The sequence below is a fragment of the Tepidiphilus sp. J10 genome, from assembly GCF_006980785.1.
GTDB lineage: Bacteria > Pseudomonadota > Gammaproteobacteria > Burkholderiales > Rhodocyclaceae > Tepidiphilus > Tepidiphilus olei.
In genome coordinates this window covers 281-24,368 of the sequence record NZ_SBHP01000008.1, presented here as the reverse complement: position 1 = coordinate 24,368, position 24,088 = coordinate 281, and the positions used below count along the sequence as shown (strand labels likewise).

Genomic DNA, 24,088 nt, shown 5'->3' with positions numbered 1-24,088 from the left:
AAGAGAGGGAAACCCCATGACCATCGCCTTGCCCCAAGGCGTGCAACTGCACGCACCGCTCCATCCCCGTTTCGACGAGATCCTCACGCCCGAGGCGCTCGAGTTCGTCGCCAAGCTCCACCGCCGTTTCGAACCCCGCCGCCAGGAGCTGCTGCGCGCGCGCAACGAACGCCAGGCACGTATCGACGCCGGCGAGAAACCCGACTTCCTGCCCGAGACGCGCGCCGTGCGCGAGGGCGAGTGGAAAATCGCGCCGCTGCCCAAGGCGCTCGAATGCCGTCGCGTCGAAATCACCGGCCCGGCCGCCGACCGCAAGATGGTCATCAACGCCTTCAACTCGGGGGCGGACAGCTACATGACCGACTTCGAGGATTCCAACAGCCCCAACTGGTTCAATCAGGTGCAGGGGCAGATCAACGTCTACGACGCCATCCGCCGCAAAATCGACTTCGTGGCCGAAAACGGCAAGGAATACAAGCTCGCCGACAAGATCGCCGTGCTGCAGATCCGTCCGCGCGGCTGGCACCTCGACGAAAAACACGTCACCGTCGACGGCCAGCGCCTCTCCGGCTCGCTCTTCGACTTCGGCCTCGCCTTCTACCACAATGCCAAGGAGCAGCTCGCCCGCGGCCAAGGCCCCTTCTACTATCTGCCCAAGCTCGAAAGTCACCTGGAAGCGCGCCTGTGGAACGACGTCTTCTGCTTCGCCCAGGACGAACTGGGGCTGCCGCGCGGCACCATCAAGGCTACGGTGCTCATCGAGACGATCCTCGCCACCTTCGAGATGGAAGAGATCCTCTATGAGCTGCGCGACCACTCCGCCGGGCTCAATGCCGGGCGCTGGGATTACATCTTCTCCTGCATCAAGAAGTTCCGCAAGGACAAGGACTTCTGCCTGGCCGACCGCGCCCGCATCACCATGGAAGTCCCCTTCATGCGCTCCTATGCGCTCGCGCTCGTCAAGACTTGCCACAAACGCGGCGCGCCGGCCATCGGCGGCATGAGCGCGCTCATCCCGATCAAGAACGACCCGGAAGCGAACGAACGGGCGCTGGCCGGCGTACGTCACGACAAGCGGCGCGATGCCAACGACGGATTCGACGGCGGCTGGGTGGCCCACCCCGGCCTGGTCGACGTGGCCATGGAAGAATTCAAGGCGGTGTTGGGCGATCGCCCCAACCAGTGGGACAAGCAGCGCGACGAGACCTTCACCGCGCGCGACTTCCTCAATTTCCAGCCGGAGAAACCCATCACCGAGGGAGGGCTGCGCAACAACATCAACGTGGCCATCCATTATCTGGGCTCTTGGCTGGGCGGCAACGGCGCCGTGGCGATCCACAACCTGATGGAAGACGCCGCCACCGCCGAGATCGCCCGTGCCCAGGTCTGGCAGTGGATCTACAGCCCCAAAGGCGTGCTGGAAGACGGGCGCAAGGTCACGGTGGAGCTGGTGCGCTCGCTCATCCCCGAAGAGCTCGCCAAAGTCAAAGCGGAAGTCACGGCACAAGGGGAAGACACCGCCAACTACGACAAGGCGGCAAAGATCTTCGAGAAGATGGCGCTCACCGAGGAATTCCCGGAATTCCTCACGCTGCCCCTCTACGAAGAGCTACCCTGATTCTTCCCACGGTGCGTTTCTTCCCCGGGAAGGATCGTACGGACTTGGACCGCCCCGCTGCCCGCGGGGCGGTACGCATCCTTGCGCCAAAGGATGATTCGGCATGACGACCCGTCCCGTGCTGCCCTTGCGCTTGCTCCTTGCCCTGCGCCTCTGGTGGAAAGACGACGTCATCGAGCTCGGCCGCGAATGGCGCTGGAGTTTTCTCCCGCCGCTGATGGTCTACCTCGCAGCGGGCATCTCGGGGCTCACCGGCATTGCCGGTACGTTTTTCGTCAAGGAATACCTCGACCTCTCCGCGGCTTTCCTTGCCGCGCTCGGTTTTTGGGCGGGTATCCCGTGGGCGCTGAAGATGCCCCTGGGACACCTCGTCGATCTCTTCTGGCATCGCAAGGCGTTCTTCGTCTGGCTGGGCGCCGCTTTGATCGCCGCAAGCATGCTCATCATGATTGGCCTCACGAGCCAACGCGACGCGATGGCAGCGCTGTGGCCCGTCTCCTACTGGTACGTTCTCTCGGTGTTGCTCGCCCCGCTCGGCTACGTCCTTCAAGACGTGGTGGCCGACGCCATGACGGTCGAAGCCGTCCCCACGCGCGACGAGAACGGCGAACCGTTACCCGAGGCGCAAGTCAAGCTCATGCACACCACGCTGCAGACGCTTGGGCGCATCGCCATCCTCGGTGGCGGCGTGCTGGTGTCGATTGCCAACGTCCTCGTCTTCTCCGGCAGTGAAGCTTTGTCGATCGAGGAAAAAGCCCCCCTGTATGCACGTATCTATGAGTTGGCGCTCCTGATCCCCCTCGTGTCCGTTTCCGGCGTCATGCTGGCTTCACTGCTGCGCCGGCTCGAGCGGCGTCGTCATGCACGACTCGGGCTTGATCCGGTCTTATGGCCGGAGTTCGGTACGGAAGCCCCTGCACCCAACTGGCCGCTCTTGTGGGGCAGCCTCATCTTCGTCGTATTCACCCTCTCGATGGGGTTACTCGATTTTCCCGGCAATCAGGAAGTGATTTTCGTCGGCTCGTTGGCCGTGATCCTCTTCCTCATGCGCCGCCTCATGGGCGAACTCAGCCCCAACGCACGGCGAACGCTCGCCGGCACTGCGCTCGTAATCTTCGTCTTTCGCGCCACGCCCACCGCCGGCCCCGGACTCACCTGGTGGATGATCGACGAGCTCGCCTTCGATCAGTCCTTTCTCGCCAAGCTCTCGCTCATCGGCTCGGTGCTCACTTTGGCCGGACTTTTCATTTTCCGCCGCTTCATGGCCGAGCGCTCCATTCTCGACATCGTGGTGATCCTTTCGGTGATCGGCGCCCTGCTTTCCTTGCCCTATCTGGGGATGTACCACGGCCTGCACGAATGGACGAGCCAGATGACGAACGGCGTGGTCGATGCCCGTTTCATCGCCATCGTCAACACCGCCGTGGAATCTCCCTTGGGGCAGGTATCGATGGTTCCCATGCTCGCCTGGATCGCGCACTCGGCCCCCCAGCATCTCAAGGCGACCTTCTTCGCCGTGATGGCCTCGTTCACCAATCTGGCGCTCTCGGCGTCCGAACTCGGAACGAAGTATCTCAACACCCTTTTCGTGGTCACGCGGGAAGTACGCGCCCCCGACGGCACCATCCTCGTGCCGGCCGATTATTCCCAACTGGGAATGCTGCTCACGGCCGTGATCGCCATTGGCCTGATCGCGCCATTGGCCACCGTGTATCACGTCCGTCGTAGTGTGCGGCTGCAAGCCCAATGAACGCACCCGAGCACGACGACCGCCAAAATGCGGCTCGATGGTACTGGCAGCGTACCCGTCGGCTCACGCTGGCGCTACTCGCCCTGTGGCTCGCCTTCAATCTCGGCGTAGTGTGGTATGCCGAGGAGCTCAACACGCTCCTCATCGGCGGGGTCCCGCTCGGCTTTCTCCTGCTCTCGACGGTATCCTTGATACTGTTCACCGCGATCGCCACCGTCTATGCACTACTCACCAACCGATGGGAACGGCAAGTTCGCCACTGGGGCGAACGGGATGACGGCTGATACCAAAAGCGTGCAGAGACTATACCGTCTGTGAGGGGTTGCGCTCCTGCCCACCCTTACGCGGTTTGACCTGCCAGTGCGCCTGTCGCGCCAAGGCAAAATCGAAGAAGAGTTTCATCCAGAGAGTGGTACCCGCGATCGCCGTCCAGGTGCCGAAAGGCATGCCCACGGCAATGACCCCGAAGATGACATAAACCAGAATGCCTCCGGCCACGAGGTTGATCACGGCCGTATAAGGCGCATACTTCTCCGGATTGGGCGGCGGCTCACCACGCCGCAAGGCGACTTCGGAAAAATCCTTGAGAAACAGGATACGAAACGCCCGCCTCAACCAAATGAAAGAAAGCGGAAACAGCGACAAAAACAATATCCAATTCAGCACCAAACTCACGACGACGTGGACGTCCGCCATGGGATCCTCCTTCAAGCAAGACCGCCGGCCCTCGATTGGGCCGGCGGATTTCGTGGGGTCAAGACCCGCTCGTACTCAGTGGGCGCCCTTGATCACCTGGGACCCGCGAGGGACGCGGACGTTCTCGACCAGCTCCTGGATATGCGCCGGCGGCTCTTTGGTGAATTTATCGACGATGAAAGCGACGATGAAGTTCACGATGGCTCCGACCGAACCAAAGGCTTCCGGCGTAATCCCGAAGAAGCTGTTCGCCCCACCGATCAACCCGAGGTATTCGGTCCCCTTGATGAAGAAGATGCCTTTGTGCGCGAACACGTAGAAGAGGGTGACGAACAGACCGACGAGCATGCCGGCGATCGCCCCTTCCTTGTTCATCTTCTTGGAGAAAATACCCATCATGATCGCGGGGAAGAGCGAGGATGCCGCAATCCCGAAGGCAAGGGCCACGGTACCGGCCGCAAAGCCTGGAGGATTGAGCCCGAGATACCCCGCCACGAGGATGGCCACCACCATCGCGATCCGTCCGGTGAGCAGTTCCCCTTTCTCGTCGAGATCCGGTTTGAACACCCCCTTGACCAGATCGTGCGAGATCGCCGAAGAGATCGCCAGTAGCAAGCCCGCCGCCGTCGAGAGGGCCGCTGCGAGCGCCCCTGCCGCCACCAGACCGATCACCCAGCCAGGCAGCATGGCGATCTCCGGGTTGGCCATGACGATGATGTCGGCATTGACGTCTAGCTCGTTGCCTTTCCAGCCCACCTGCTCGGCTTTCTCCTGAAGCGCGGCGTTCTTGTCGTTGTAGTGCTGGATACGCCCGTCCCCGTTCTTGTCCGAGAATTTCAGCAGACCCGTCTGCTCCCAGCGCTTGAACCAGTCGGGGCGCTCGTCGTAGCGAATGCCCTGATCCGGAGCCACCAGCGGCTTGTTCTCCAGCGCGGCCGGGTAGACGGTGGCCAAGAGGTTGTAACGCGCCATCGCCGCCACCGCCGGAGCCGTGGTGTAGAGAATGGCGATGAACACCAGCGCCCAACCCGCGGACATGCGCGCGTCACGCACTTTCGGCACCGTGAAGAAGCGCATGATCACGTGCGGCAAACCCGCCGTCCCGATCATCAACGACAGGGTGTACATGAACATGTTGAGATAGCTGCCCGGCACCGACGTGGTGTACTTGCCAAAGCCGAGGTCGGTGACGATCTGGTCGAGCCGCTCGAGCAAATACAGATCACTGCCAGCGAGCTTGGAGCCAAGACCGAGCTGTGGGATCGGATTGCCGGTGAGCATCAGCGAGATGAAGATCGCTGGAACCGTGTAGGCGATGATCAGCACGACATACTGGGCCACCTGGGTGTAGGTGATCCCTTTCATGCCGCCGAACACGGCGTACATGAAGACGATCGCCATCCCGACGTAGATACCGACTTCGTTCGACACGTTGAGGAAGCGCGAAAAAGCCACGCCGACGCCGGTCATCTGGCCGATGATGTAGGTGATCGAGGCCACCAACAGGCAGATCACCGCCACCACCGCTGCGCTCTTCGAATAAAACCGGTCGCCGATGAACTGCGGCACCGTAAATTTGCCGAACTTGCGCAGGTAGGGAGCAAGCAGCATCGCCAGCAACACGTAGCCCCCGGTCCAGCCCATGAGGAACAAGGCTCCACCATAGCCCATGGTCGAAATGATGCCGGCCATGGAGATGAACGAAGCGGCGCTCATCCAGTCGGCGGCAGTGGCCATGCCGTTCATCACGGGATTGACCTGGCCTCCGGCGACATAGTACTCGGCCGTCGATCCCGCCCGGCTCCAAATCGCAATGCCGATGTACAGCGAGAACGACAGTCCCACCATCAAGTAAATCCAAGCTTGCACGGACATGATCGTCGCTCCTTATTCTTCGTGCACGTCGAATTCGCGATCGATCTTGTCCATCGCGTAGGCGTAGTAGAAGATCAATGCGACGAAGACGTACATCGATCCTTGATGGGCGAACCAGAACCCGAGCGGATAGCCGCCGAGATGGATCGAGTTGAGCGCGGGCGCAAGGATGATTCCCGCGAGGTAAGACACGATGAACCAGACGACCAGGACGATCGAGATCAATCGCAGGGTCGCCGACCAGTAAGCTTGCGGCGATTTATTCATTTTCCATCTCCTTCATCCTCTTCGGTAGCAAAAGAGTGCGAGCCTGGGCATCGATGCCACCCTGGCCCTATTAATCGTATAAATATCCGCTTACATAGAACTTACAGAAAAAACCCGCCTTGCGGCGGGTTTTCTTCTGTGCTGCACACGAAGCCAGGATCACATGCGGGCGATCATCGCCTCGCCGAAGCCAGAACAGCTCACTTCGGTGGCTCCTTCCATGAGCCGGGCGAAGTCGTACGTGACGATCTTGTCTTGGATGGTACGCTCCATCGCCTTGATGACCAGATCCGCCGCTTCTTTCCAGTCGAAGAAGCGCAGCATCATTTCGGCCGAGAGGATGAGCGAGCCGGGGTTCACCTTGTCGAGGCCGGCGTACTTCGGCGCCGTGCCGTGCGTGGCTTCGAACACGGCGTACAGGTCGCCGACGTTCGCCCCCGGGGCGATGCCGATGCCGCCCACCTGCGCCGCCAGCGCGTCCGAAATGTAGTCGCCGTTGAGATTGAGCGTGGCGATCACGTCGTATTCGGCCGGACGCAGCAGGATCTGCTGCAGGAAGGCGTCGGCGATCGCGTCCTTGACCACGATCTCGCGCCCCGTTTTCGGGTTGGTGAACTTGCACCATGGGCCGCCATCGATCGGCTGGGCGCCGAACTGCTCCTGCGCCACGCGGTAGCCCACGTCACGGAAGAGCCCTTCGGTGAACTTCATGATGTTGCCCTTGTGCACGAGGGTCACCGACTTGCGGTCGTTGTCGATGGCGTACTGGATCGCCGCGCGCACCAGGCGTGTGGTGCCCTCGATCGACACGGGCTTGATCCCGATTCCCGAGGTTTCGGGGAAACGGATCTTCTTCACGCCCATTTCGTTCTGCAGGAAGTCGATCACCTTGCGCGCACCGTCGGACTGGGCCGGCCATTCGATGCCGGCGTAGATGTCCTCCGTATTCTCACGGAAGATCACCATGTCGACGAGCTCGGGACGCTTGACCGGCGAAGGCACGCCGTTGAAGTAGCGCACCGGACGGATGCATTGATAGAGATCCATCTCCTGGCGCAGCGCCACGTTGAGCGAGCGGATGCCGCCGCCCACCGGCGTGGTCATCGGCCCCTTGATGGAAACGGCGAATTCCTTGAGCGCCGCGAGCGTTTCTTCCGGCAACCACTGGTCGGGCCCATAGACGCGCGTGGCTTTCTCGCCGGCGTAGACTTCCATCCAGTGGATCTTGCGCTTGCCACCATAGGCTTTCTCGACGGCCGCGTCGATGACCTTGATCATCACCGGTGTAATGTCGATCCCGATGCCATCGCCTTCGATGTAAGGCACGATGGGATTGTCGGGGATGGGCTGCCCCAATACGATTTTCTGGCCACCCGCAGGTACCTCGATCTTGGACTCGCTCACGGTCATTCTCCCTGATGTCATCATCGCGGGCATGCGACGGCCGCAGCTCACCCGCAGCCTCCGCCCCGCATCTTCCAGCGCCCCAGGGCGCCACCGTTTCGTATTATCCAATAAAATTCCACGATCCGAAAGAACGCCGCCCCCCAGCCCCCTCCGCCGCAAGGTATCATCGAGCACTTCGAACAACGACCCGCGCGGCCGCACGGCGGGGTGTGATGACCGGATGCCCGTGCGTCGATTCGACCGGGATCGCATCCCACGCACTCACGCTGCCCTGCCCCATGAAGGCTCGCGGCGATTTTTCGAGACACCCCGTTGTCGTCCTTCCAAGACGAGGAGTAGACGCGATGCAGTACCCTCTGCCGCCCGAACGTATCGCCGAGACCATGGCCCAGATGATGATCGAAGGGTTTGATCGTCATTATCGAATCTTCCGCGCCACCTCGGGACGAGCAAAAGAACTGTTCGAAGCCGGAGACTGGTCCAAGTTGCTCGAAGCGGTACGAGAGCGCGTGGAATTCTACGATCGGCGCGTCGAGGAGACCGTCGAGCGCCTGCGCCGCGCGTTCGACATCGCCAACCTCGACGATGCGATCTGGCAGCAAGTGAAGCTGCACTATATCGGCCATTTGCTCGAACACAAGCAACCGGAACTCGCCGAGACCTTCTTCAATTCGGTGACGACGAAAATCCTGCATCGCAGCTACTTCAACAATCAATACATTTTCGCCCGCCCGGCGATCTCCACTGAATACATCGAATCCTACCCGCCCGTCTATACCAGTTACTATCCCAAGGAAGAGGGGCTGCGACGCACCATCCGGCGCATCCTCGAAGATTTCGACTGGCAACGGCCTTTCGAGCATCTGGACCGCGACGTCGTCCATATCCTGCGCACCGTCAAACGCCATCTGGGCGGACGCTGGCCGGCACCCGAAGTCAACGCGCAAATCCAGGTGCTCTACTCTGCTTTCTACCGCAACAAGACCGCCTACGTCATCGGCAAGGCGATCAATGGGCACCAGGAATACCCCTTCGCGGTGGCCGTGCGCCACGGCAAATCGGGCATGCTGGTGGTCGACGCCATCCTGCTCGAAGCCTGGCGCATCTCGGTGCTCTTTTCGCTGTCGCGCGCCTACTTCCTCGTCGACATGGAAGTGCCTTCGGGCTATGTCAATTTCCTGCGTTCCATCATGCCCAACAAACCACGCTCCGAGCTCTACACCATGCTGGGGCTGGGCAAGCAGGGTAAGACAATGTTCTTCCGCGATCTCATCGCCCATCTGCGCCACTCGAACGACCACTTCATCATCGCCCCCGGCATCAAGGGGATGGTGATGCTCGTCTTCACCCTACCCTCTTTCCCTTACGTCTTCAAGATCATCAAGGACGTCTTCGGCAGCAGCAAGAACATCGACCGCGAAACGGTGCGGCAGAAATATCTCATGGTCAAGCGCGTCGACCGGGTCGGTCGCATGGCCGACACTTTGGAATTCTCCCAGGTGGCCCTGCCGTTGGCTCGTTTCTCGCCGGAGCTGCTCGAAGAGCTGCGTACAGTGGCCTCCTCCTCCTTCGAGATCGAGGGCGACCAGATCGTGATCAAACATCTCTACATCGAACGGCGCATGACACCGCTCAATCTGCATCTAGAAAATGCCGACGAGGAGACGCTCGAACATGCGGTGCGCGAATACGGCAATGCAATCCGCGAGATGGCCATCGCCAACATCTTCCCCGGCGACATGCTATGGAAGAACTTCGGCATCACCCGCTACGGTCGCGTCGTGTTCTACGACTACGACGAGATCGAGTACATGACCGACGTCAATTTCCGCGCCATCCCGCTGGCGCCCTATCCCGAGATGGAGTTCTCGAGCGAAGCCTGGTACAGCGCCGGGCCGCTCGACGTCTTTCCCGAAGAGTTCGCCACCTTCCTCCTGGGCGATCCGCGCATCCGCAAAGCCTTCCTCAAATACCACCGTGACCTGCTCACGCCCCAATTCTGGCAGGAAGTACAACGACGCATCCGCGCCGGGTTGGTGGAGGATTTCTTCCCCTACGGCGAGGAGTTACGTTTCTGCAATCTCTACCCACCGAAACGGCGAAAGCCTTCGTTACCCCGAACCGCCGTCGAGATCCCATGATGTAAAATGACAAAAAATCATGATGGAACGAACTGCCATGAACGAGACGAGATTTCCCCTCCTCCTGCTCGGCGCCACCGTGCTGCTCACGGCTTGTGCCGAGAACCCCTACCGCGGCGAGCATGCGAAGGCCGCCACCGGCGCCACCATCGGCGCCGTAGCAGGCGGCGTAGTCGGCAGGGCCGTTGCCAGCGACAATGCCAAAACCGGTGGCACGCTCATCGGCGCCGCGGTGGGCGCCACCGTAGGCGGTCTCATCGGCCGACAAATGGACCAGCAGGAAGCGGAGCTGCGCCGCCAAATGGCCAGCACCGGCGTCGAAATCCAGCGTCAGGGCGATACGATCCGCCTGCAAGCCCCCGAGGCCATCACGTTCCAAACGGGTAGCGCCACCCTGCAGCCGCAGTTCATGGGCGTGCTCGACCAGCTCGCCCAGAGCCTGCAGCAGTATCCGAACACCATCGTGCGCATCGAAGGGCACACCGACTCCACCGGCTCGGCGGCCTTCAACCAGACGCTGTCGGAGAACCGCGCCCAGGCAGTGGCGAGCTACCTCATCCAGCGCGGCGTGCCGACCAATCGCATCCAGACCGTGGGATTCGGCGCTACCCGACCCATCGCCGACAACCGCACCCCCGAGGGTCGGGCCAAGAACCGCCGTGTGGAGATTTTGCTCGTGCCCATCGTCGATCAGCAGGGTCGAGGCTGACCGGCCGAAGATTCAGCCCAGGGGCCGTCTGAGCGCGCTACGCCGCTGTTGCCAATCCGGCAGGTAGCGCGCCACCAGGGCCCAGAACGCCGGGCCGTGGTGCGCATGGAACAGATGGGCGAGCTCGTGGACGACCACGTATTCGATGAGCTCTGACGGGCGCTCGGCCAGATAGAGGTTGAACGTCAAACGCCTCGTGGCCCGGGTGCAACTTCCCCAAATGGATGTGCAGGGACGGATGCGCCACCGAATGGAAGGAGCCTGCATCCGCTCTTGCCACTGAGGCACCAACGATTCCAGAAACCTTGCGAGCCGTTCCCCTTGCCAGGCACGCAAAAGCTTCCATGCGCTCTCCCGGTTCCCGACGCCCTGCACCAGGAACCCCTCCCGTTCGCTGAAAAGAACCGGCGCATCATCGGATCCGCCCGAAACGATCCTCAGGGGATAGGGTACGCCGAAGAGCCAAGCCCGGTCTGCCGACGCTCGGCGCAAGTGCGATCGCTGTTTTTGCACCCAAGCCAATTTTCCCCGTATCCAGGCCGATACCGCCTCCCCGTCGGCATGCAAGGGGATGGACACGCGCAAACGTCCGTCGGGCGGCACGACGCGAAGATGCCAGTGGCGGATGGGCTTGCGCCGCACCTCCACGACTTCCCCGTCGACCTCCAGGAATCCGGCTTCGGCTTTCATGGTCAGCGATGCTACCATAGCCCCAGTCCACGCCACCCTACGAGGTCGTCATCATGCTCTTCACCGAAGCCCTGCGCATCGAAGTCCAGCGCAACGTCGCCCAGGCGCTCGCCGAGGACGTCGGTACGGGCGATCTCACCGCTCGCCTGATCGAAGCCGAAGCGCGTGTGCGCGCCCGCGTCATCAGCCGGGAAGCGGCAGTCCTATGCGGCCAACCCTGGTTCGAGGCAACGCTACGCGTGCTCGACCCTTCGGCAAGTTTCACTTGGCACGCTGCCGAAGGAGCGGAAGTCGCGCCCGAGCAGACGCTGTGCGAAGTGGAGGCGAACGCCCGGGCGCTGCTCACCGCCGAGCGCACGGCGCTCAACTTCCTGCAGCTGCTCTCCGGTACGGCCACCACCACGCGCGCCTACGTGCGCGCGGTCGAGGGCACGCGCGCCCGCATCGTCGACACGCGCAAGACGGTGCCGGGCTTGCGTCTGGCGCAGAAATACGCCGTGCACGTGGGCGGTGGCACCAACCACCGGCTGGGGCTCTACGACGGCATCCTCATCAAGGAGAACCACATCATCGCCGCCGGCGGCATCCGCCAGGCGCTCGCGCGGGCCCAAGCGCTGGAGGCGGCGCACGCCTTCATCCAGGTGGAGGTGGAGACGCTCGACGAACTCGCCGAAGCACTGGAAGCCGGGGCGCAGATGATCCTGCTCGACAACATGACGCTCGAGCAGATGAAGGAGGCCGTATGGATCAACGCCGGCCGCGCCGAGCTCGAAGTCTCCGGCGGCGTCGACCTCGACCGGGTGCGGGCGATCGCCGAGACGGGCGTCGACCGCATCTCGGTGGGCAAGCTCACCAAGGACGTGCGGGCCGTCGACCTCTCCTTGCGCCTGCTCGAAACTTGAGCCTCCGGAGGACCTGACCCCCACACAGGCAAGGGGGTCGCCCTCCGGAACGATTTACACACCCTCAGGCATGCGCCGCGATATAGTCCTTCACCTGTTGCACATCGGCCGGCAAGCGCATCACGCGCTGCGGCCGCTGCTCCAGATCGGCGAGCTCGGCCGGGCGCGGCGGCTCGAATCCTACTGCCTCGCGCAGCGTCTCGGCAAACTTCGCCGCCTGCGCCGTCTCGAGGACGACCACCGGCATGTCCTCGATACCGGCACGCCGCGCCACCGTCACCGCATCGGCCGTGTGCGGATCGATGAGCACCCGGTGGCGCGTCCAGACGTCGCGGATGGCCGCGAGCCGGTCGGCATGCGTGCTGCGACCGGAGACGAAGCCGAATTCCGGCAAGCGCGCCCAATACGGCGTGCCCTCGAGATCGAAGTGCCCCTGGGTCTCCAGAGCCCGCCACAGCCGGCGCAGCGCCTCCGTATCGCGCCCAACCAGATCGAAAACGAAGCGCTCGAAGTTCGAGGCCTTGGAGATGTCCATCGACGGGCTGGACGTGGCAAACGTCTCGCTCGATGCGCGCGGGCGATAGACGCCGGTGCGGAAGAACTCGTCGAGCACGTCGTTCTCGTTGGTGGCCAAAATCAGGCGCCCGATGGGTAGCCCCATCTGGCGGGCGATGTGCCCGGCGAGGATGTTGCCGAAGTTGCCGCTGGGCACGGCGAAAGCCACCGGCTCGCCCACACGATCGACTGCCTGGAAGTAACCGGCGAAGTAATAGACCACCTGCGCGGCGATGCGCGCCCAGTTGATCGAATTGACCGCGCCGATGCGGTGACGGCGCTTGAAATCGGCATCCTGGCTCACCGCCTTGACGATGTCCTGGGCATCGTCGAAGGTCCCCTCGACGGCGAGGTTGTGGATGTTCGGTTCCTGCAGCGAATACATCTGCGCGCGCTGGAACGGGCTCATGCGCCCGGCCGGCGAGAGCATGAAGACCTGCACGCGCCCGCGCCCACGCATGGCGTATTCGGCGGCCGAACCGGTATCGCCCGAGGTAGCGCCAAGGATGTTCAAGCGCTCATCGCGGCGCTCGAGCACATGCTCGAAAAGCTCGCCCAGCAGCTGCAGGGCCATGTCCTTGAAGGCGAGCGTGGGGCCATTGGAGAGCTCGAGAAGCCCGAAACGCCCCTCTTCCAGCCAGGTGAGCGGCGTGATGCGCGCGGCGCGCGCCGGATGACGGGCGAAGGGGTAGCGCGTTGCGGTGTAGGTACGCACCACCAAGCGGGCGAGCTCGTCCTCGGCGATATCGTCGATATAGCGACGCAGCAGCTCCCAGGCGAGTTCCCCATAAGGCAGCCGCGACAGGCGCGCGAGCTCCGCGGAAGCGATGTGGGGATACTGCGCCGGCACGTAGAGCCCGCCGTCGGCGGCGAGCCCTTCCAGCAAGATGTCGGAAAACTTTAGTACGGGCGCCTGCCCACGCGTCGACAAGTACTCCACGGCCACCTCGAGATCGAACGATAGCCGCGATTATACGACGCTCGCGCGCAGAGCCTCGAGGGGCGGGCGACGCAGCAGTGGCTGCACGGTGGCCATTCCTACGGCGACCACCCCAAGTACGGCAAGCCCCCCCGCTGCGGCGAGCACCCCCCAGCTGAGCGCCACTTCCAGGCGGAAGACCGAAGCCGCGAGCCACAGACCTACCCCCGCGCTCAAAACGACCGAAACCAGCGCCCCCACGGCACCGAGCGTGGCGAACTCGAGCGCGAGCGTGGCGAGGATCTGTCGGCGCCGCGCCCCCAACGCCCGCAGGATGGCCACACGCTGGAGCCGCTCCTCCTGTCCCAACATCCAGCCTACCGCCAACACCAGCGCGCCCGTCCCCAAGGTGAAAGAAAATACCGCCTGCAACAGCGCAGCCACCTGGTCGCTCATGCGTTCGAACTGCTCGCGGATGCGCCCGACGTCGATCACGGTGACATTGGGAAAACGCTCGAGCAAAGTCCGCTCGAACGCTTCCCGGCCTGGCGGCAAGCGGTAGCTCGTCAGCCAAGAGGCAGGGAATGATTCAAGCAGAGACGGATGGGTAATGATGAAGAAATTGACGTTCATCGACTCCCAACGCAGTCGCCGGATGCTGGTTACGACTCCCTCGACCTCCTGCAGGTCGATGACGAAACGCAAGCGGCTCCCCAACTGCAGGCCGAAGGTCTGAGCCAGACTCTCCTCGACCGAAAGTGCGTTCTCCGGCGCGCCGGGCTCACCGTGCCAGCGCCCGGCCACCACGCGGTTGTCTGCGGGCAAGGTCAGCCCATGGCTCAAGTTGAACTCTCGCCGCATCAACCGCTGCGCGCGCGCGTCCGTGAAAGACTCGTCGCTCACCGGCACTGCATCGATCGCAACCAAGCGGGCGCCCCCCACCATGGGCCAGAAACGCGGCTCGTCGAACCCCGCCTCGACAAACGAGGCACGCACCCCTTCCACCTGATCGGCCTGCACGTTGAGGAGAAAACGATTGGAGGCATCCGGAGGAATTCTGAAACGCCAGGATTCCAACAGGTCGCCACGCACGATGGCCAACAGCCACAACGCTGCCAAGCCCAAAGCAAGCGCACTGGCCTGCAGGGCGGCAAGCCCTTTCTGGTTGCCGAGCGCTCGCCAGGCGAGCCGCAGCGGAACCACCGCCCCCTCAGAAAAACGTCTGAAGGCCGCAAACCCGGCCGATCCCACGCCCAGCAGCAGGACGAAGCCCAGAATCAATCCACCAAAGACACCGACAGCCAATCGCACCTCACCCGCGAGCAAGACCGTGAGCGCAAAAAGTGCGAACGCCCCACACGCGGCCGTAGCGAGCACTCCACCACGCCAGCCCCCCAGGTTGCGCCGCAGTACGGCTAGCGGTGTCACCTGCGCGAGCGCCACGAGCTGAGGCACGGCAAATCCGAAGGCGAGCAGGAGGGCGAGCAGAGCCGCCGGCCACGCAGCCCACCACCGCAGCGCGGGAAGACTGGAAGTCTCCATCACCCGTGCAGCGAGCGAAGCGAACCCCTGCTGCGCGAGTAATCCCAGCACTGCCCCGAGCAGGAGAGCGAGCACGATCGCTGCGGCGAACTCTCCGAGCACGATCGCCGCCACCCGGTAACGGCTCGCCCCCAAACAACGCAGCAAGGCGGCGGTATCGAGCCGATCGCGCACGAAGCGGCGAGTTGCCAGTCCCACGGCGACGGCGGCGAGAGCCGTCGCCGCCAACACCGCCAGACGTAGGAAACGCTGCGTCTGCTCGAGTAAAGTCTTCACTGCCGGCTGAGCGTCTTCGAGCGAGACGAACTCCTCACCCTTGGTCAAACGCGCCGTTGCCTCTCGTGCCACGCGACGTAGCACCGACTCGGGGCCACTCAAATGAACACGCCACTGAGCCCGCACGCCAGGCCCGAGGAGACCACTAGCCGGCAAGTCGGCGAGGCTGATCCAGGATTCGGGCAACAGATCGAGAAAATTTCCCCCATGTTCCGGATTGAGGCGCACGATGGCAGAGACGCGCAAGGAGAGGCGCCCCACCCGGACCTCGTCGCCGGGACCGACGCCGAGTAGCCCGGCGAGCGACTCATCGACCCACACCTCTCCTGGTGCCGGACCCCCTTGTAAAGTTTCTTCCCGTCCCCCCTCGGCGCTACGCCTCAGCACGAACTGCCCACGCAGGGGATAACGAGGAGGAATGGCCCGCAGAGAAGACAATTGCCAGCGCTCGCCCACGCGCAGGATCGATGCCATGGCCACGCTCTGGGCCTGCTCGATCTCAGGATATTCCTCGAGCCAAGCAAGAAGCTCGGCTCGCAAGGGGCGATTGGCGGTGATCATGGCATCGGCGCCGAGCCAAGCTCCCGCTTCCTGCAGCAACGCACGTCCCAGGCGATCGTTGAGCCACAGAACGCTGCCCACGGCAGCCACGGCGAGAGCCAGCGCCGCAATGATAGCGGCAAACGCCGGCGTACGCAGATCCCGCCGCAGCAGGTGTAGTGTGACTCGCCTACTCATGCCGAGAGCACATGGGTGACGAGCGTGGCCCAATAGGCCGCTCCCAAAGACAAGAGTTCGTCGTTGAAGTCGTAATGAGGACTATGCAAGAGGCACCCTCCCTCGCCCGGACCGTTGCCGATCCAGACATAGGCCCCGGGGCGGTGTTGCAAAAAGAAAGCGAAATCCTCCGCGCCCATCGACGGCAGCGCTTCACGGCACACGTTCTGCGCCCCGACGAGCGCCACTGCGGCCTCGGCGCAGCGGGCCGCCGCAGAAGCAGTATTGATCGTGGGTGGATAACCTTCGTCCCACTCGACGTCCAAAGAAAGGCCGTAAGCCGACGCCACCCCCTGCCCGATGCGCTCGATCGCCTCGCGGATGCGGGAAAAGAGCTCCGGGGAGAAGGCGCGCACGGTCCCGGCGAGCTCCGCCTCCGCGGGGATCACGTTGAAGGCATGCCCGGCATGGAATTGCGTCACCGACAACACTGCCGCCTGCAGCGGATCCACCCGACGGCTCACCACCGTCTGCAAGGACTGCACGAGCGCCGCCCCTGCGGCGATGACGTCATCACCCAAATGCGGCATGGCTGCATGCGTTCCGCGTCCGCGCAAGACGATGCGAAAACGCTCGGTACCGGCCATCACCGGACCGGAGTGCACTGCGAATTGACCCACCGGCAATCCTGGCCAGTTGTGCATGCCATAGATCTCGCGCACGGGATAGCGCTCGAAGAACCCCTCTTCGACCATGCGCTTCGCCCCTCCTCCCCCCTCTTCTGCGGGCTGGAAAACGAAAACCACGGTCCCTGCAAACGCCGGATCACCAGCGAGCAATTCCGCAGCGGCAAGGAGCATGGCCGTATGACCGTCATGGCCGCATGCATGCATTTTGCCCGGCTCGCGCGAAGCATGCGCAAAGGTATTGGCCTCGGGGATGGGCAGTGCATCCATGTCGGCACGCAGTGCGATCATCGGCCCCTCGCCCCTTCGCCCCTCGAGCACCGCGACCACCCCCGTCTCCGCCAAACCTTCGACCGGATCGAGCCCGAAGGAGCGCAAACGTTCGGCGACGAAAGCAGCGGTACGCCGTTCCTCGTAAGCCAGCTCCGGATGTGCGTGCAACTCGTGCCGCCATTCACGCCACACCCGTTCGCGGGACTGCGCCCGCACCAACCATCGTCTTGCCTCCATCGCCCCCTCCCAGCCTCGAGAACCCCTTCACTCGATCACGAGCTGCACCTTGGTTGGCGGCAAACCCTTGGCACGTCGAGCATTCTCGATGAGCTCGGCCGCTTCGGTCTGCCGTTTCTCGAGCGCCCAGAGCACTGCCGTGCGCCCATCCTCGTTGCGTCTCTCGGTGTCCGCTCCAGCAGCGAGCAAACGCTTGACCACGTCCACGTGACCATTGCGTGCCGCCAACATCAAGGCCGTGCTCCCGTTGGGCGCGGGAGCATTCACGTCGGCCTTGGCACGCAGCAGCACTTCGACACACTCCACATTCCCCCCGAGCGCCGCATAATGCAAAGGCGTCCAGCCCGCGTGGTCGATGATGGCGCCGGCGTCGATCAAACGCTGCAACACTTTGGCGTTTCCTTTGAGGGCTGCCCTCATCGCAGGCGTCTCCCCGAGGAGGTTGCGCCGATTGGGAGAAGCGCCCGCTCGCAGCAGCAGCTCCACCATCGCTTCGTCGCCATTGGCAGCAGCAAGGCTCAAGAGCGGATTCCCCTGTGCATCGGTGGTGTTCGGATCGATCCCTTTGGCGAGGAGTTTCTGCATCGTGGCCGTGTCGCCGTTTTGTACGGCGAACTCGGTGTCCTCGACGAGGTCGGACGCCCGAGCCGCGGTGATACCCAAGCTCAAGACAAAGGCCAGAACCATCATCCTCGGGCTTGTCATGTCCATGAAATATTTTCTCGAAGTATCGCTCATTGGGCAGAGTTCTTTGTCCCGAAAAAGAGGCGGAAAAAATTCTCGGTGGTGCGCTCGGCGATGCGCTCGAACGACACGCCGCGCACCTGGGCGAGGCACTCGGCCACGAAACGCACGTAAGCCGGCTCGTTCGTCTTGCCTCGGTGCGGCACCGGCGCGAGATATGGCGCATCGGTCTCCACGAGGATGCGATCCTCGGGAACGTACGCGGCCACTTCGCGCAGCGCCGCGGCGTTCTTGAAAGTGAGAATGCCGGAAAAGGAAATATACATCCCCAAATCGAGCGCCGCGCGTGCCACCTCGAGCGATTCGGTGAAGCAATGCATCACTCCGCCGACGGCCTCGGCCCCTTCCTCGCGCAGGATCATCAGGGTATCTTCGGCCGCGGCGCGCGTGTGTACGATGACCGGCTTGCCGCAGGCACGCGCCGCCCGCAGATGGGTACGAAAGCGCTCGCGCTGCCACTCGGGACGATCGGTGAGCCGATAATAGTCTAGCCCCGTCTCCCCGATGCCGATGACCTTGGAATCGGCCGCGAGCTCGACGAGTCGCTCCAGCGTCGGCTCCTCACCCCCTTCGTGATCGGGATGCACGCCGACGCTCGCCCACAGCCGATCGTCGCTGCGCGCGACCGTCAAGACCTTGGGAAAATCCTCCAGGGTCACACCGATGCACAAGGCCCAGCCTACACCGAGCGCATCCATGTTCGCCAGCACTTCCGGCAGACGTTCCGCCAGCCCAGGAAAATCGAGATGACAATGCGAATCGACCAGAAAGGACATCGCTTCCCTTTACAAAGTATGTGTGGTACGGCCAGAGCCGAGCAAAGCACCCAGCTTGCGCTCGATACGCACGCGCAACTGCTCAGAGGACTCCGATTCGGCGAAATGCACGCCGATTCCTTGCACCCGGTTGCCGGGAACCCCCGAGGGAGTGATCCACACCACCGAGCCGGACACCGAAAAACGCTCGGTCTCGTCGGGCAATTGCAGCAAAAGAAATACCTCGTCTCCCAGATCGTAGTGCTTGGTCGTCGGCACGAACACGCCACCACGCCGCAAAAAAGGCATGAAAGCCGCGTACAAGGCACTGACGTTGGCCACGTTCAGCGACAAGACCGTGGGCCTGACCTCGGTATTCGGTCCATCGGTACGCGGTCCATTCTCCTGCATCATCGTTTCGCTCCAAGCGTTTCGGCGTAAGCCGTCAAAACTTCCTCGAGATAGAGGCGTAAGTTGAGCGGATGTCGCACCCATTGCGCACGCGCCCTGACCCTGGCTTCCAACGCGATCCATGCACGCAAAGAAGCATGTCGCGCGAGAGCGCGCAACCGCGCCTCGGACCGAGGAAAATAACATGCCTTGGCGCCAGCGGCGATTCGAGCCAAATCGTGCAACCAGCGCAACCACCAATCCATCCACGCATCCAGATCGAAGCCGCTGTCCCGAGTCTCCTTCGACTTGAGCCAGGACTCCAGCCCCGCCGCCCAGGCCAGAGGTGCCTGCGACGCCGCTCCCCCGACCTCACCGAGAAACCGTTCGAACCACTCTCCCCAGCCTGCGCGTGCCCAACGCAAGGCGGCCAGTGGCGCCCCACCGGCAAGATCGAGCAGACTCACGGCCTGATCTCCGTCCTTTTGGGTCTGGAGCCAGAGCAGCGCTACCTCCCGCGATGGCGGCACGATCCACCAAAGCTGGCAGCGACTCCGCACCGTCGGCAGCAAGGCTTGCGGGACATCCGTCACCAATAAAAATAATACCTCTGCCGGGGGCTCCTCCAAGACCTTGAGTAAGGCATTGGCGGTGAACCGGTTCATTGCCTCCGCCGGCATGATCGTCACCACCCGGCGCCCGGTTTCGGCCAAGCTCAAACCTTCTTGCACCTCCCGGATCCGTTCGATCGTGATCTGCCTGCCTTCGTTCCCCTCTTCGGCAGCAGGCACGAGCCGCCAGGACCGTGGGTGCCCGCCGGCCAGCAGCAGGCGACAAGCGCGGCACTGACCACAGGGCGCATCCCCCGACTCGGGCTGCCGCTCACACAACCAGCGAGCGCCAAGCACTTCCGCTAGGCGCTGCTTGCCCACCCCGGCCGGTCCGCCGAGAATGAGCGCCTGAGGCGCTTGACCGCCCCGCATCGCCGCCACGAAACGACGGTAGAACGGTTCGAGCCAAGGCATCAACTCGGCCATCGATGTTGCACCTCCGCAATCACTCGTCGCGACAACACCTCGGGCGAATCGGTCGCATCGAGCACGACGAAACGTTGAGGCTCGCGTCCCGCCCGTTCGAGATAAGCAGCACGCACCCGGGCAAAAAACGCCTCGTCGAGCCGCTCGAAACGGTCACGACCTCGCGCCCCGGTCTGAGCGAGCCGCCTAGCTGCCACGGCCGGGTCGAGATCGAAGAGAAAAGTCAGATCCGGGCGTACTCCCCCCAGCACCCAGCGCTCGATGAGGGTAAACCGCCCCGCGTCTACGCCTCGCCCCCCCACCTGATAGGCATAAGAAGCGTCGGCGAAGCGATCACAGACCACCCAACGTCCAGCCGAGAGCGCCGGTAAGATCCGCGCATGGAGATGCTCGTGGCGAGCAGCGAACATTACTAGGAGCTCGGTCTCCGGGGTCATCGATTCCGACAGAACCACCTCGCGCAAATGCTCACCGAGCGGCGTGCCACCCGGCTCACGCGTGCGCTCGAAAGACGTGCCTCGCTGCTGCAAAAATAGGCACAAGGCCTCGATCTGGGTAGACTTCCCCGCCCCGTCGATTCCCTCGAACGTGATGAAAGGTACGCGCGCCACGGATTCCCTCATGGTGCGCCCCGTCCTCTCCGCCAGCGGGCCACCGCGCGGTTGTGTTCTTCGAGCGTACGCGAAAACTCGCTCGACCCATCGCCGCGCGCCACGAAATAAAAGAAATCGGTCTTTTCCGGCCTTGCCGCCGCCCACAGTGACTCTCGCCCCGGGAGACAAATGGGCGAAGGAGGCAAACCACCGCGAGTATAGGTATTGTAGGAATGATCCTCCCGAAGATGGCGTCGCAACAATTTCCCTTCGAATGAATCGCCCATACCGTAGATCACGGTCGGATCGGTCTGCAGCGGCATGTTGCGGCGCAAGCGGTTGACGAAGACCGAAGCCACCTTGCCCCGCTCGTCCGACCTCCCCGTCTCTTTTTCGATGATGGACGCCAGGATGAGCAGCTCATAGGGCGAAGCCAGCGGCAACTCCGGATCACGCGCCTGCCACGCCGCCAACAGCTCCTCTTGCATCTTACGATATGCCATGCGGTAGAGCACCAAATCCGTAGTCTTGCGATCGAACACATAGGTATCGGGGAAGAAGAGCCCTTCGGGCAAGGCTTCTTCCGCACCAATCGCGGAAAGTAAAGTCTGCTCGTCCACGCCGACCAAGGTTTTTTCCACCCAGGGATGACGATCGATCGCACTACGCATCTGGGCCAAAGTCCAGCCCTCGACGATGGTGATGGTCTCCAGGATACGCTCACCTCGGCGCAGCAAGTCGAGCAAGGCCGACATCGTCAGCCCATGCTCCACTCGATAATAGCCCGCAATGATCGGCCCTCCCCCAGAAAAGCGCGCCAGAAGATAGAAGGCATACGGCTCCACACCGACTCCCTGGCGCGCCAGATGACGCCCTGCCTCCAAAGCGGATGCGCCGCGCGGCACCTCCACTTCCAGCGAGGAGGCAGCCAGCGGCAAAGGTCGCACGTACACCCACCATGCAGTCGCCGCCACCACGGCAAAAAGCACGGCAAAGGCAAGGAGCCCACCCCAGAGCCAACGCCTTCTGCCACCTTTTTCCACAGTCATGTTCCCGACTCCAAAGCCACGCCGTGCGCCCGGCACAAAGTAACAATCACGATTTTATAGGGGCACCACGAAAAACCGTAGCGAGCGAATGCAGGGCAAGGTGCCGGGAACGCAGGATGCCGGACATACCTCCTCGATAGGTGAGCAAGCAAGCACCACGCCACCCCGGCATACGGCCGCGCAGTAGGTTATTCGGAGCGCCCTATAATGTACACACGACAAACCCACATACACGCCGTTCCCCATGCCCATCCCCAGCACGTTCTTCACACACCTCATCGATCTGGGTTACCGAATCGAAGCGGACGAGTCGATCCCACCGAATGCAGCGGCGCAACCTCCGTACATCGTGCCGTTACCCAACCTGGCCGTACTGCGCGCAGAAGGTCCAGATGCCGCCAGCCTACTGCACAACCTCCTGACCCAAGACATAAAATCCCTCTCCATCGGCGGCGAAGCGCGCTGGGCAGCGCTGCTCACCCCCAAAGGACGAACCCTAGCCCTCGTGCTCCTATGGCGAGACGCGGCGGAACGCTTCTTTTTGATACTCGAGGCATCGCTCGCCGAACCATTGCGCACCACGCTCCTTCGTTACCGATTGCGCAGCAAAGTCGACTTCACATACGAAGACGGGTTGGTCACCATGGCCAGACTCCCCTCCCTCACTCCGCAGGCGCCATTCCTGCCGCCCGTGCTCGAAACGGTCGGTGAGCGCCGTTTTCTCCATCTGGGGCCCGACTTCGTACTCGATTTCCTCCCCGCACAGGAAGCCCCGGAGCATTTCACCACCCGACTCACCGAACGGTACGCTCCCGGCGGCACCGTTCACTGGCGCCTTGCACTCATACGCCACGGCCTGCCATGGTTGCTTCCCGTCAACCAGGAAGAATTTCTGCCACAATGGATCAACTTGGATCGCCTCGGCGCAGTGAGCTTCACCAAAGGCTGCTATCCCGGACAAGAAATCGTAACGCGCACACACTATCTCGGGCGCGTCAAGAAGCGTATGTACCGACTCGGTACTGCCGAAGGCTCGCCCCCGCAGGCGGGAGACGAGTGCTTTTCTCCAGTCTTTGGGCGACAAGGGGCTGGACGCGTCGTGCTTTCGGCGCTCCGCCCCGAAGGTGGGTTCGAGCTGCTCGCCGTACTCCAACGCGAAGCGGCTGAATCGGGTGAAGTGCATCTCGGATCACCCGAAGGCGCACAGGCTGAAATCCTGTCGCTCCCCTATTCACTGGATTGAACCATGTGCCTCATCGCCTTCGCCTGGCAAGTACATCCGGAGTATTCCCTCATCCTTGCCGCCAACCGCGACGAATACTTCGATCGCCCGGCCGAACCCATGCACTGGTGGCCGGACCTACCGCTCCTTGCCGGTCGAGACCTCACGGGTGGAGGAACTTGGCTCGCGCTCAGCCGTACCGGCCGGTTGGCTGCGCTGACCAACTACCGGGACCCGACGCAACACCGGGCCGGAGCTCCCAGCCGCGGGCAGCTCGTCGTGGCCGCGGCAATGGCCGACGATCCCCCCGTGGACGTGCTCGAACGCATCGCGGAGCACAAGAGCGATTACCCACCGTTCAACCTGATCGTGATCGACCGTGACGAAGCAGCGATCCTGGAATCGCGTACCGGTCGTATCGGGCCGATTTCTCCCGGTCTGCACGTCCTCTCGAACGCCTTGCTCAACACCCCCTGGCCCAAAGCAGAACGCGCCCGAACCCTGCTGGAGAAAGCGATTTTTCCCCGACCGACGCAGGAAGGACTGATCACGCTCCTCACCGACCGTTCGCACGCTCCGGATGAGCTTCTGCCCGATACCGGTATCCCTGCCGACTGGGAACGGGCTTTGTCCGCCATCTTCGTGCAAGCGCCGGGATACGGTACCCGATGTAGCACCTTCGTATTGCAGCACCGCGACGGGCACACAGAGGTCGAGGAAATTACCTGGGATGAAACGGGGAATCCATCCTCTAGCGCACGCTTCGATTTGCCCGGTGTTTAGCGCAAACCCCGAAAGCACTCACCATAGCAAGAGCGCAGAAACGGACAGGGAATAAAGGGAACGCGCGGCTGCTCCTTTTTCGGACCCAGAGCAACGAACCAAAAAACCCGCTTGCAGCGGGTTTTTTGTGTGCTCGCCGGGTTGACGCAAGAACCCCCTACCGTTTTGGCAGGGGGTTCTTGGTGTGCGGGGTAGGGGATGTCTGACGCTGACCTACGTTCCCGGAGGCGGAGCTCCAGTATCATCGGCGCGGCG

Annotated in this window: 22 protein-coding genes; 8 read left to right on the top strand and 14 right to left on the bottom strand. The window is 62.8% G+C overall.

Annotation, left to right across the window (positions count from 1 at the left end; translation table 11 throughout):
- Positions 1-16: 16 nt before the first annotated feature.
- From aceB to EPD81_RS09445, 3 genes are all read left to right on the top strand, one after another.
- Positions 17-1,618: a malate synthase A gene (aceB, locus tag EPD81_RS09455; RefSeq protein WP_142805198.1), complete on the top strand. Its 1,602-nt coding sequence runs from the start codon at positions 17-19 to the stop codon at positions 1,616-1,618.
- Positions 1,619-1,721: 103 nt separating this feature from the next.
- Positions 1,722-3,368 (top strand): folate/biopterin family MFS transporter, encoded by a 1,647-nt coding sequence (locus EPD81_RS09450; protein ID WP_142805197.1) that lies wholly within the window; start codon positions 1,722-1,724, stop codon positions 3,366-3,368.
- Positions 3,365-3,652, top strand: a complete 288-nt coding sequence (locus tag EPD81_RS09445; protein ID WP_142805196.1) for a DUF4212 domain-containing protein — start codon at positions 3,365-3,367, stop codon at positions 3,650-3,652. The genes EPD81_RS09450 and EPD81_RS09445 overlap by 4 nt, the downstream gene beginning before the upstream one ends.
- A gap of 19 nt (positions 3,653-3,671) precedes the next feature.
- Here the strand turns inward: EPD81_RS09445 and EPD81_RS09440 are convergent, their stop codons facing one another.
- From EPD81_RS09440 to icd, 4 genes are all read right to left on the bottom strand, one after another.
- Positions 3,672-4,064 (bottom strand): hypothetical protein, encoded by a 393-nt coding sequence (locus tag EPD81_RS09440; RefSeq protein WP_142805195.1) that lies wholly within the window; start codon positions 4,062-4,064, stop codon positions 3,672-3,674.
- A 75-nt stretch (positions 4,065-4,139) separates the two neighbouring features.
- A complete protein-coding gene (locus EPD81_RS09435; protein WP_142805194.1) occupies positions 4,140-5,939 on the bottom strand; it encodes a sodium:solute symporter family protein in 1,800 nt (599 codons plus the stop codon).
- A gap of 12 nt (positions 5,940-5,951) precedes the next feature.
- Complete coding sequence (locus EPD81_RS09430) at positions 5,952-6,206, bottom strand: DUF4212 domain-containing protein (protein WP_116543469.1); 255 nt, start codon at positions 6,204-6,206, stop codon at positions 5,952-5,954.
- A 159-nt stretch (positions 6,207-6,365) separates the two neighbouring features.
- Positions 6,366-7,610 carry an NADP-dependent isocitrate dehydrogenase gene (icd, locus tag EPD81_RS09425; RefSeq protein ID WP_142805193.1) on the bottom strand — a complete coding sequence of 415 codons (1,245 nt, stop codon included), beginning with the start codon at positions 7,608-7,610 and terminating at the stop codon, positions 6,366-6,368.
- Between the two features lie 347 nt (positions 7,611-7,957).
- Between icd and aceK the strand changes: the two genes are divergently transcribed.
- Positions 7,958-9,754, top strand: coding sequence for a bifunctional isocitrate dehydrogenase kinase/phosphatase (aceK, locus tag EPD81_RS09420; protein ID WP_142805192.1), 1,797 nt, complete (start codon positions 7,958-7,960; stop codon positions 9,752-9,754).
- Positions 9,755-9,791: 37 nt separating this feature from the next.
- Positions 9,792-10,463: an OmpA family protein gene (locus tag EPD81_RS09415; RefSeq protein ID WP_142805191.1), complete on the top strand. Its 672-nt coding sequence runs from the start codon at positions 9,792-9,794 to the stop codon at positions 10,461-10,463.
- A 12-nt stretch (positions 10,464-10,475) separates the two neighbouring features.
- Here EPD81_RS09415 and EPD81_RS09410 read toward each other — a convergent pair whose 3' ends face one another.
- A complete protein-coding gene (locus EPD81_RS09410) occupies positions 10,476-11,153 on the bottom strand; it encodes a M48 family metallopeptidase (protein WP_185955418.1) in 678 nt (225 codons plus the stop codon).
- A 53-nt stretch (positions 11,154-11,206) separates the two neighbouring features.
- Between EPD81_RS09410 and nadC the strand changes: the two genes are divergently transcribed.
- The gene (gene nadC, locus EPD81_RS09405; protein WP_142805189.1) at positions 11,207-12,055 is read left to right on the top strand and encodes a carboxylating nicotinate-nucleotide diphosphorylase; all 849 of its coding nucleotides are present in this window, start codon (positions 11,207-11,209) and stop codon (positions 12,053-12,055) included.
- Positions 12,056-12,119: 64 nt separating this feature from the next.
- Here the strand turns inward: nadC and thrC are convergent, their stop codons facing one another.
- The 9 genes from thrC to mltG are packed head-to-tail and all read right to left on the bottom strand — an operon-like array spanning position 12,120 to position 21,828.
- The gene (thrC, locus tag EPD81_RS09400) at positions 12,120-13,550 is read right to left on the bottom strand and encodes a threonine synthase (protein ID WP_142805188.1); all 1,431 of its coding nucleotides are present in this window, start codon (positions 13,548-13,550) and stop codon (positions 12,120-12,122) included.
- Positions 13,551-13,580: 30 nt separating this feature from the next.
- Positions 13,581-16,085, bottom strand: a complete 2,505-nt coding sequence (locus EPD81_RS09395) for an ABC transporter permease (protein ID WP_142805187.1) — start codon at positions 16,083-16,085, stop codon at positions 13,581-13,583.
- Positions 16,082-17,260, bottom strand: coding sequence for a M20 aminoacylase family protein (locus EPD81_RS09390; RefSeq protein ID WP_142805186.1), 1,179 nt, complete (start codon positions 17,258-17,260; stop codon positions 16,082-16,084). The genes EPD81_RS09395 and EPD81_RS09390 overlap by 4 nt, the downstream gene beginning before the upstream one ends.
- Positions 17,261-17,287: 27 nt before the next feature.
- Positions 17,288-17,971: an ankyrin repeat domain-containing protein gene (locus tag EPD81_RS09385; protein ID WP_185955417.1), complete on the bottom strand. Its 684-nt coding sequence runs from the start codon at positions 17,969-17,971 to the stop codon at positions 17,288-17,290.
- Positions 17,972-17,994: 23 nt separating this feature from the next.
- Complete coding sequence (locus tag EPD81_RS09380) at positions 17,995-18,780, bottom strand: TatD family hydrolase (protein WP_142805184.1); 786 nt, start codon at positions 18,778-18,780, stop codon at positions 17,995-17,997.
- Between the two features lie 9 nt (positions 18,781-18,789).
- On the bottom strand, positions 18,790-19,173 hold the full coding sequence (locus EPD81_RS09375) for a PilZ domain-containing protein (protein ID WP_221928892.1): 384 nt from the start codon (positions 19,171-19,173) through the stop codon (positions 18,790-18,792).
- On the bottom strand, positions 19,170-20,186 hold the full coding sequence (locus EPD81_RS09370) for a DNA polymerase III subunit delta' (protein WP_142805183.1): 1,017 nt from the start codon (positions 20,184-20,186) through the stop codon (positions 19,170-19,172). Before EPD81_RS09370 ends, EPD81_RS09375 begins: the two co-directional genes overlap by 4 nt.
- Positions 20,174-20,809: a dTMP kinase gene (tmk, locus tag EPD81_RS09365; protein WP_142805182.1), complete on the bottom strand. Its 636-nt coding sequence runs from the start codon at positions 20,807-20,809 to the stop codon at positions 20,174-20,176. Before tmk ends, EPD81_RS09370 begins: the two co-directional genes overlap by 13 nt.
- Entirely contained in the window at positions 20,806-21,828 is a 1,023-nt protein-coding gene (gene mltG, locus EPD81_RS09360) for an endolytic transglycosylase MltG (RefSeq protein WP_142805181.1), read from the bottom strand. The genes tmk and mltG overlap by 4 nt, the downstream gene beginning before the upstream one ends.
- 244 nt (positions 21,829-22,072) lie before the next feature.
- Between mltG and EPD81_RS09355 the strand changes: the two genes are divergently transcribed.
- Together EPD81_RS09355 and EPD81_RS09350 are read left to right on the top strand one after the other, a co-directional pair.
- Positions 22,073-23,071: a folate-binding protein YgfZ gene (locus tag EPD81_RS09355; protein ID WP_142805180.1), complete on the top strand. Its 999-nt coding sequence runs from the start codon at positions 22,073-22,075 to the stop codon at positions 23,069-23,071.
- A 3-nt stretch (positions 23,072-23,074) separates the two neighbouring features.
- Positions 23,075-23,833 carry an NRDE family protein gene (locus tag EPD81_RS09350; RefSeq protein ID WP_142805179.1) on the top strand — a complete coding sequence of 253 codons (759 nt, stop codon included), beginning with the start codon at positions 23,075-23,077 and terminating at the stop codon, positions 23,831-23,833.
- Positions 23,834-24,088 lie beyond the last annotated feature (255 nt).

Coding starts and splice junctions, on each gene's coding strand:
- aceB (WP_142805198.1), top strand. CDS start 17: ATGACCATCGCCTTGCCCCAAGGCGTGCAACTGCACGCACCGCTCCAT.
- EPD81_RS09450 (WP_142805197.1), top strand. CDS start 1,722: ATGACGACCCGTCCCGTGCTGCCCTTGCGCTTGCTCCTTGCCCTGCGC.
- EPD81_RS09445 (WP_142805196.1), top strand. CDS start 3,365: ATGAACGCACCCGAGCACGACGACCGCCAAAATGCGGCTCGATGGTAC.
- EPD81_RS09440 (WP_142805195.1), bottom strand. CDS start 4,064: ATGGCGGACGTCCACGTCGTCGTGAGTTTGGTGCTGAATTGGATATTG.
- EPD81_RS09435 (WP_142805194.1), bottom strand. CDS start 5,939: ATGTCCGTGCAAGCTTGGATTTACTTGATGGTGGGACTGTCGTTCTCG.
- EPD81_RS09430 (WP_116543469.1), bottom strand. CDS start 6,206: ATGAATAAATCGCCGCAAGCTTACTGGTCGGCGACCCTGCGATTGATC.
- aceK (WP_142805192.1), top strand. CDS start 7,958: ATGCAGTACCCTCTGCCGCCCGAACGTATCGCCGAGACCATGGCCCAG.
- EPD81_RS09415 (WP_142805191.1), top strand. CDS start 9,792: ATGAACGAGACGAGATTTCCCCTCCTCCTGCTCGGCGCCACCGTGCTG.
- EPD81_RS09410 (WP_185955418.1), bottom strand. CDS start 11,153: ATGAAAGCCGAAGCCGGATTCCTGGAGGTCGACGGGGAAGTCGTGGAG.
- nadC (WP_142805189.1), top strand. CDS start 11,207: ATGCTCTTCACCGAAGCCCTGCGCATCGAAGTCCAGCGCAACGTCGCC.
- EPD81_RS09395 (WP_142805187.1), bottom strand. CDS start 16,085: ATGAGTAGGCGAGTCACACTACACCTGCTGCGGCGGGATCTGCGTACG.
- EPD81_RS09390 (WP_142805186.1), bottom strand. CDS start 17,260: ATGGAGGCAAGACGATGGTTGGTGCGGGCGCAGTCCCGCGAACGGGTG.
- EPD81_RS09385 (WP_185955417.1), bottom strand. CDS start 17,971: ATGGACATGACAAGCCCGAGGATGATGGTTCTGGCCTTTGTCTTGAGC.
- EPD81_RS09380 (WP_142805184.1), bottom strand. CDS start 18,780: ATGTCCTTTCTGGTCGATTCGCATTGTCATCTCGATTTTCCTGGGCTG.
- EPD81_RS09375 (WP_221928892.1), bottom strand. CDS start 19,173: ATGATGCAGGAGAATGGACCGCGTACCGATGGACCGAATACCGAGGTC.
- EPD81_RS09370 (WP_142805183.1), bottom strand. CDS start 20,186: ATGGCCGAGTTGATGCCTTGGCTCGAACCGTTCTACCGTCGTTTCGTG.
- tmk (WP_142805182.1), bottom strand. CDS start 20,809: ATGAGGGAATCCGTGGCGCGCGTACCTTTCATCACGTTCGAGGGAATC.
- mltG (WP_142805181.1), bottom strand. CDS start 21,828: ATGACTGTGGAAAAAGGTGGCAGAAGGCGTTGGCTCTGGGGTGGGCTC.
- EPD81_RS09355 (WP_142805180.1), top strand. CDS start 22,073: ATGCCCATCCCCAGCACGTTCTTCACACACCTCATCGATCTGGGTTAC.
- EPD81_RS09350 (WP_142805179.1), top strand. CDS start 23,075: ATGTGCCTCATCGCCTTCGCCTGGCAAGTACATCCGGAGTATTCCCTC.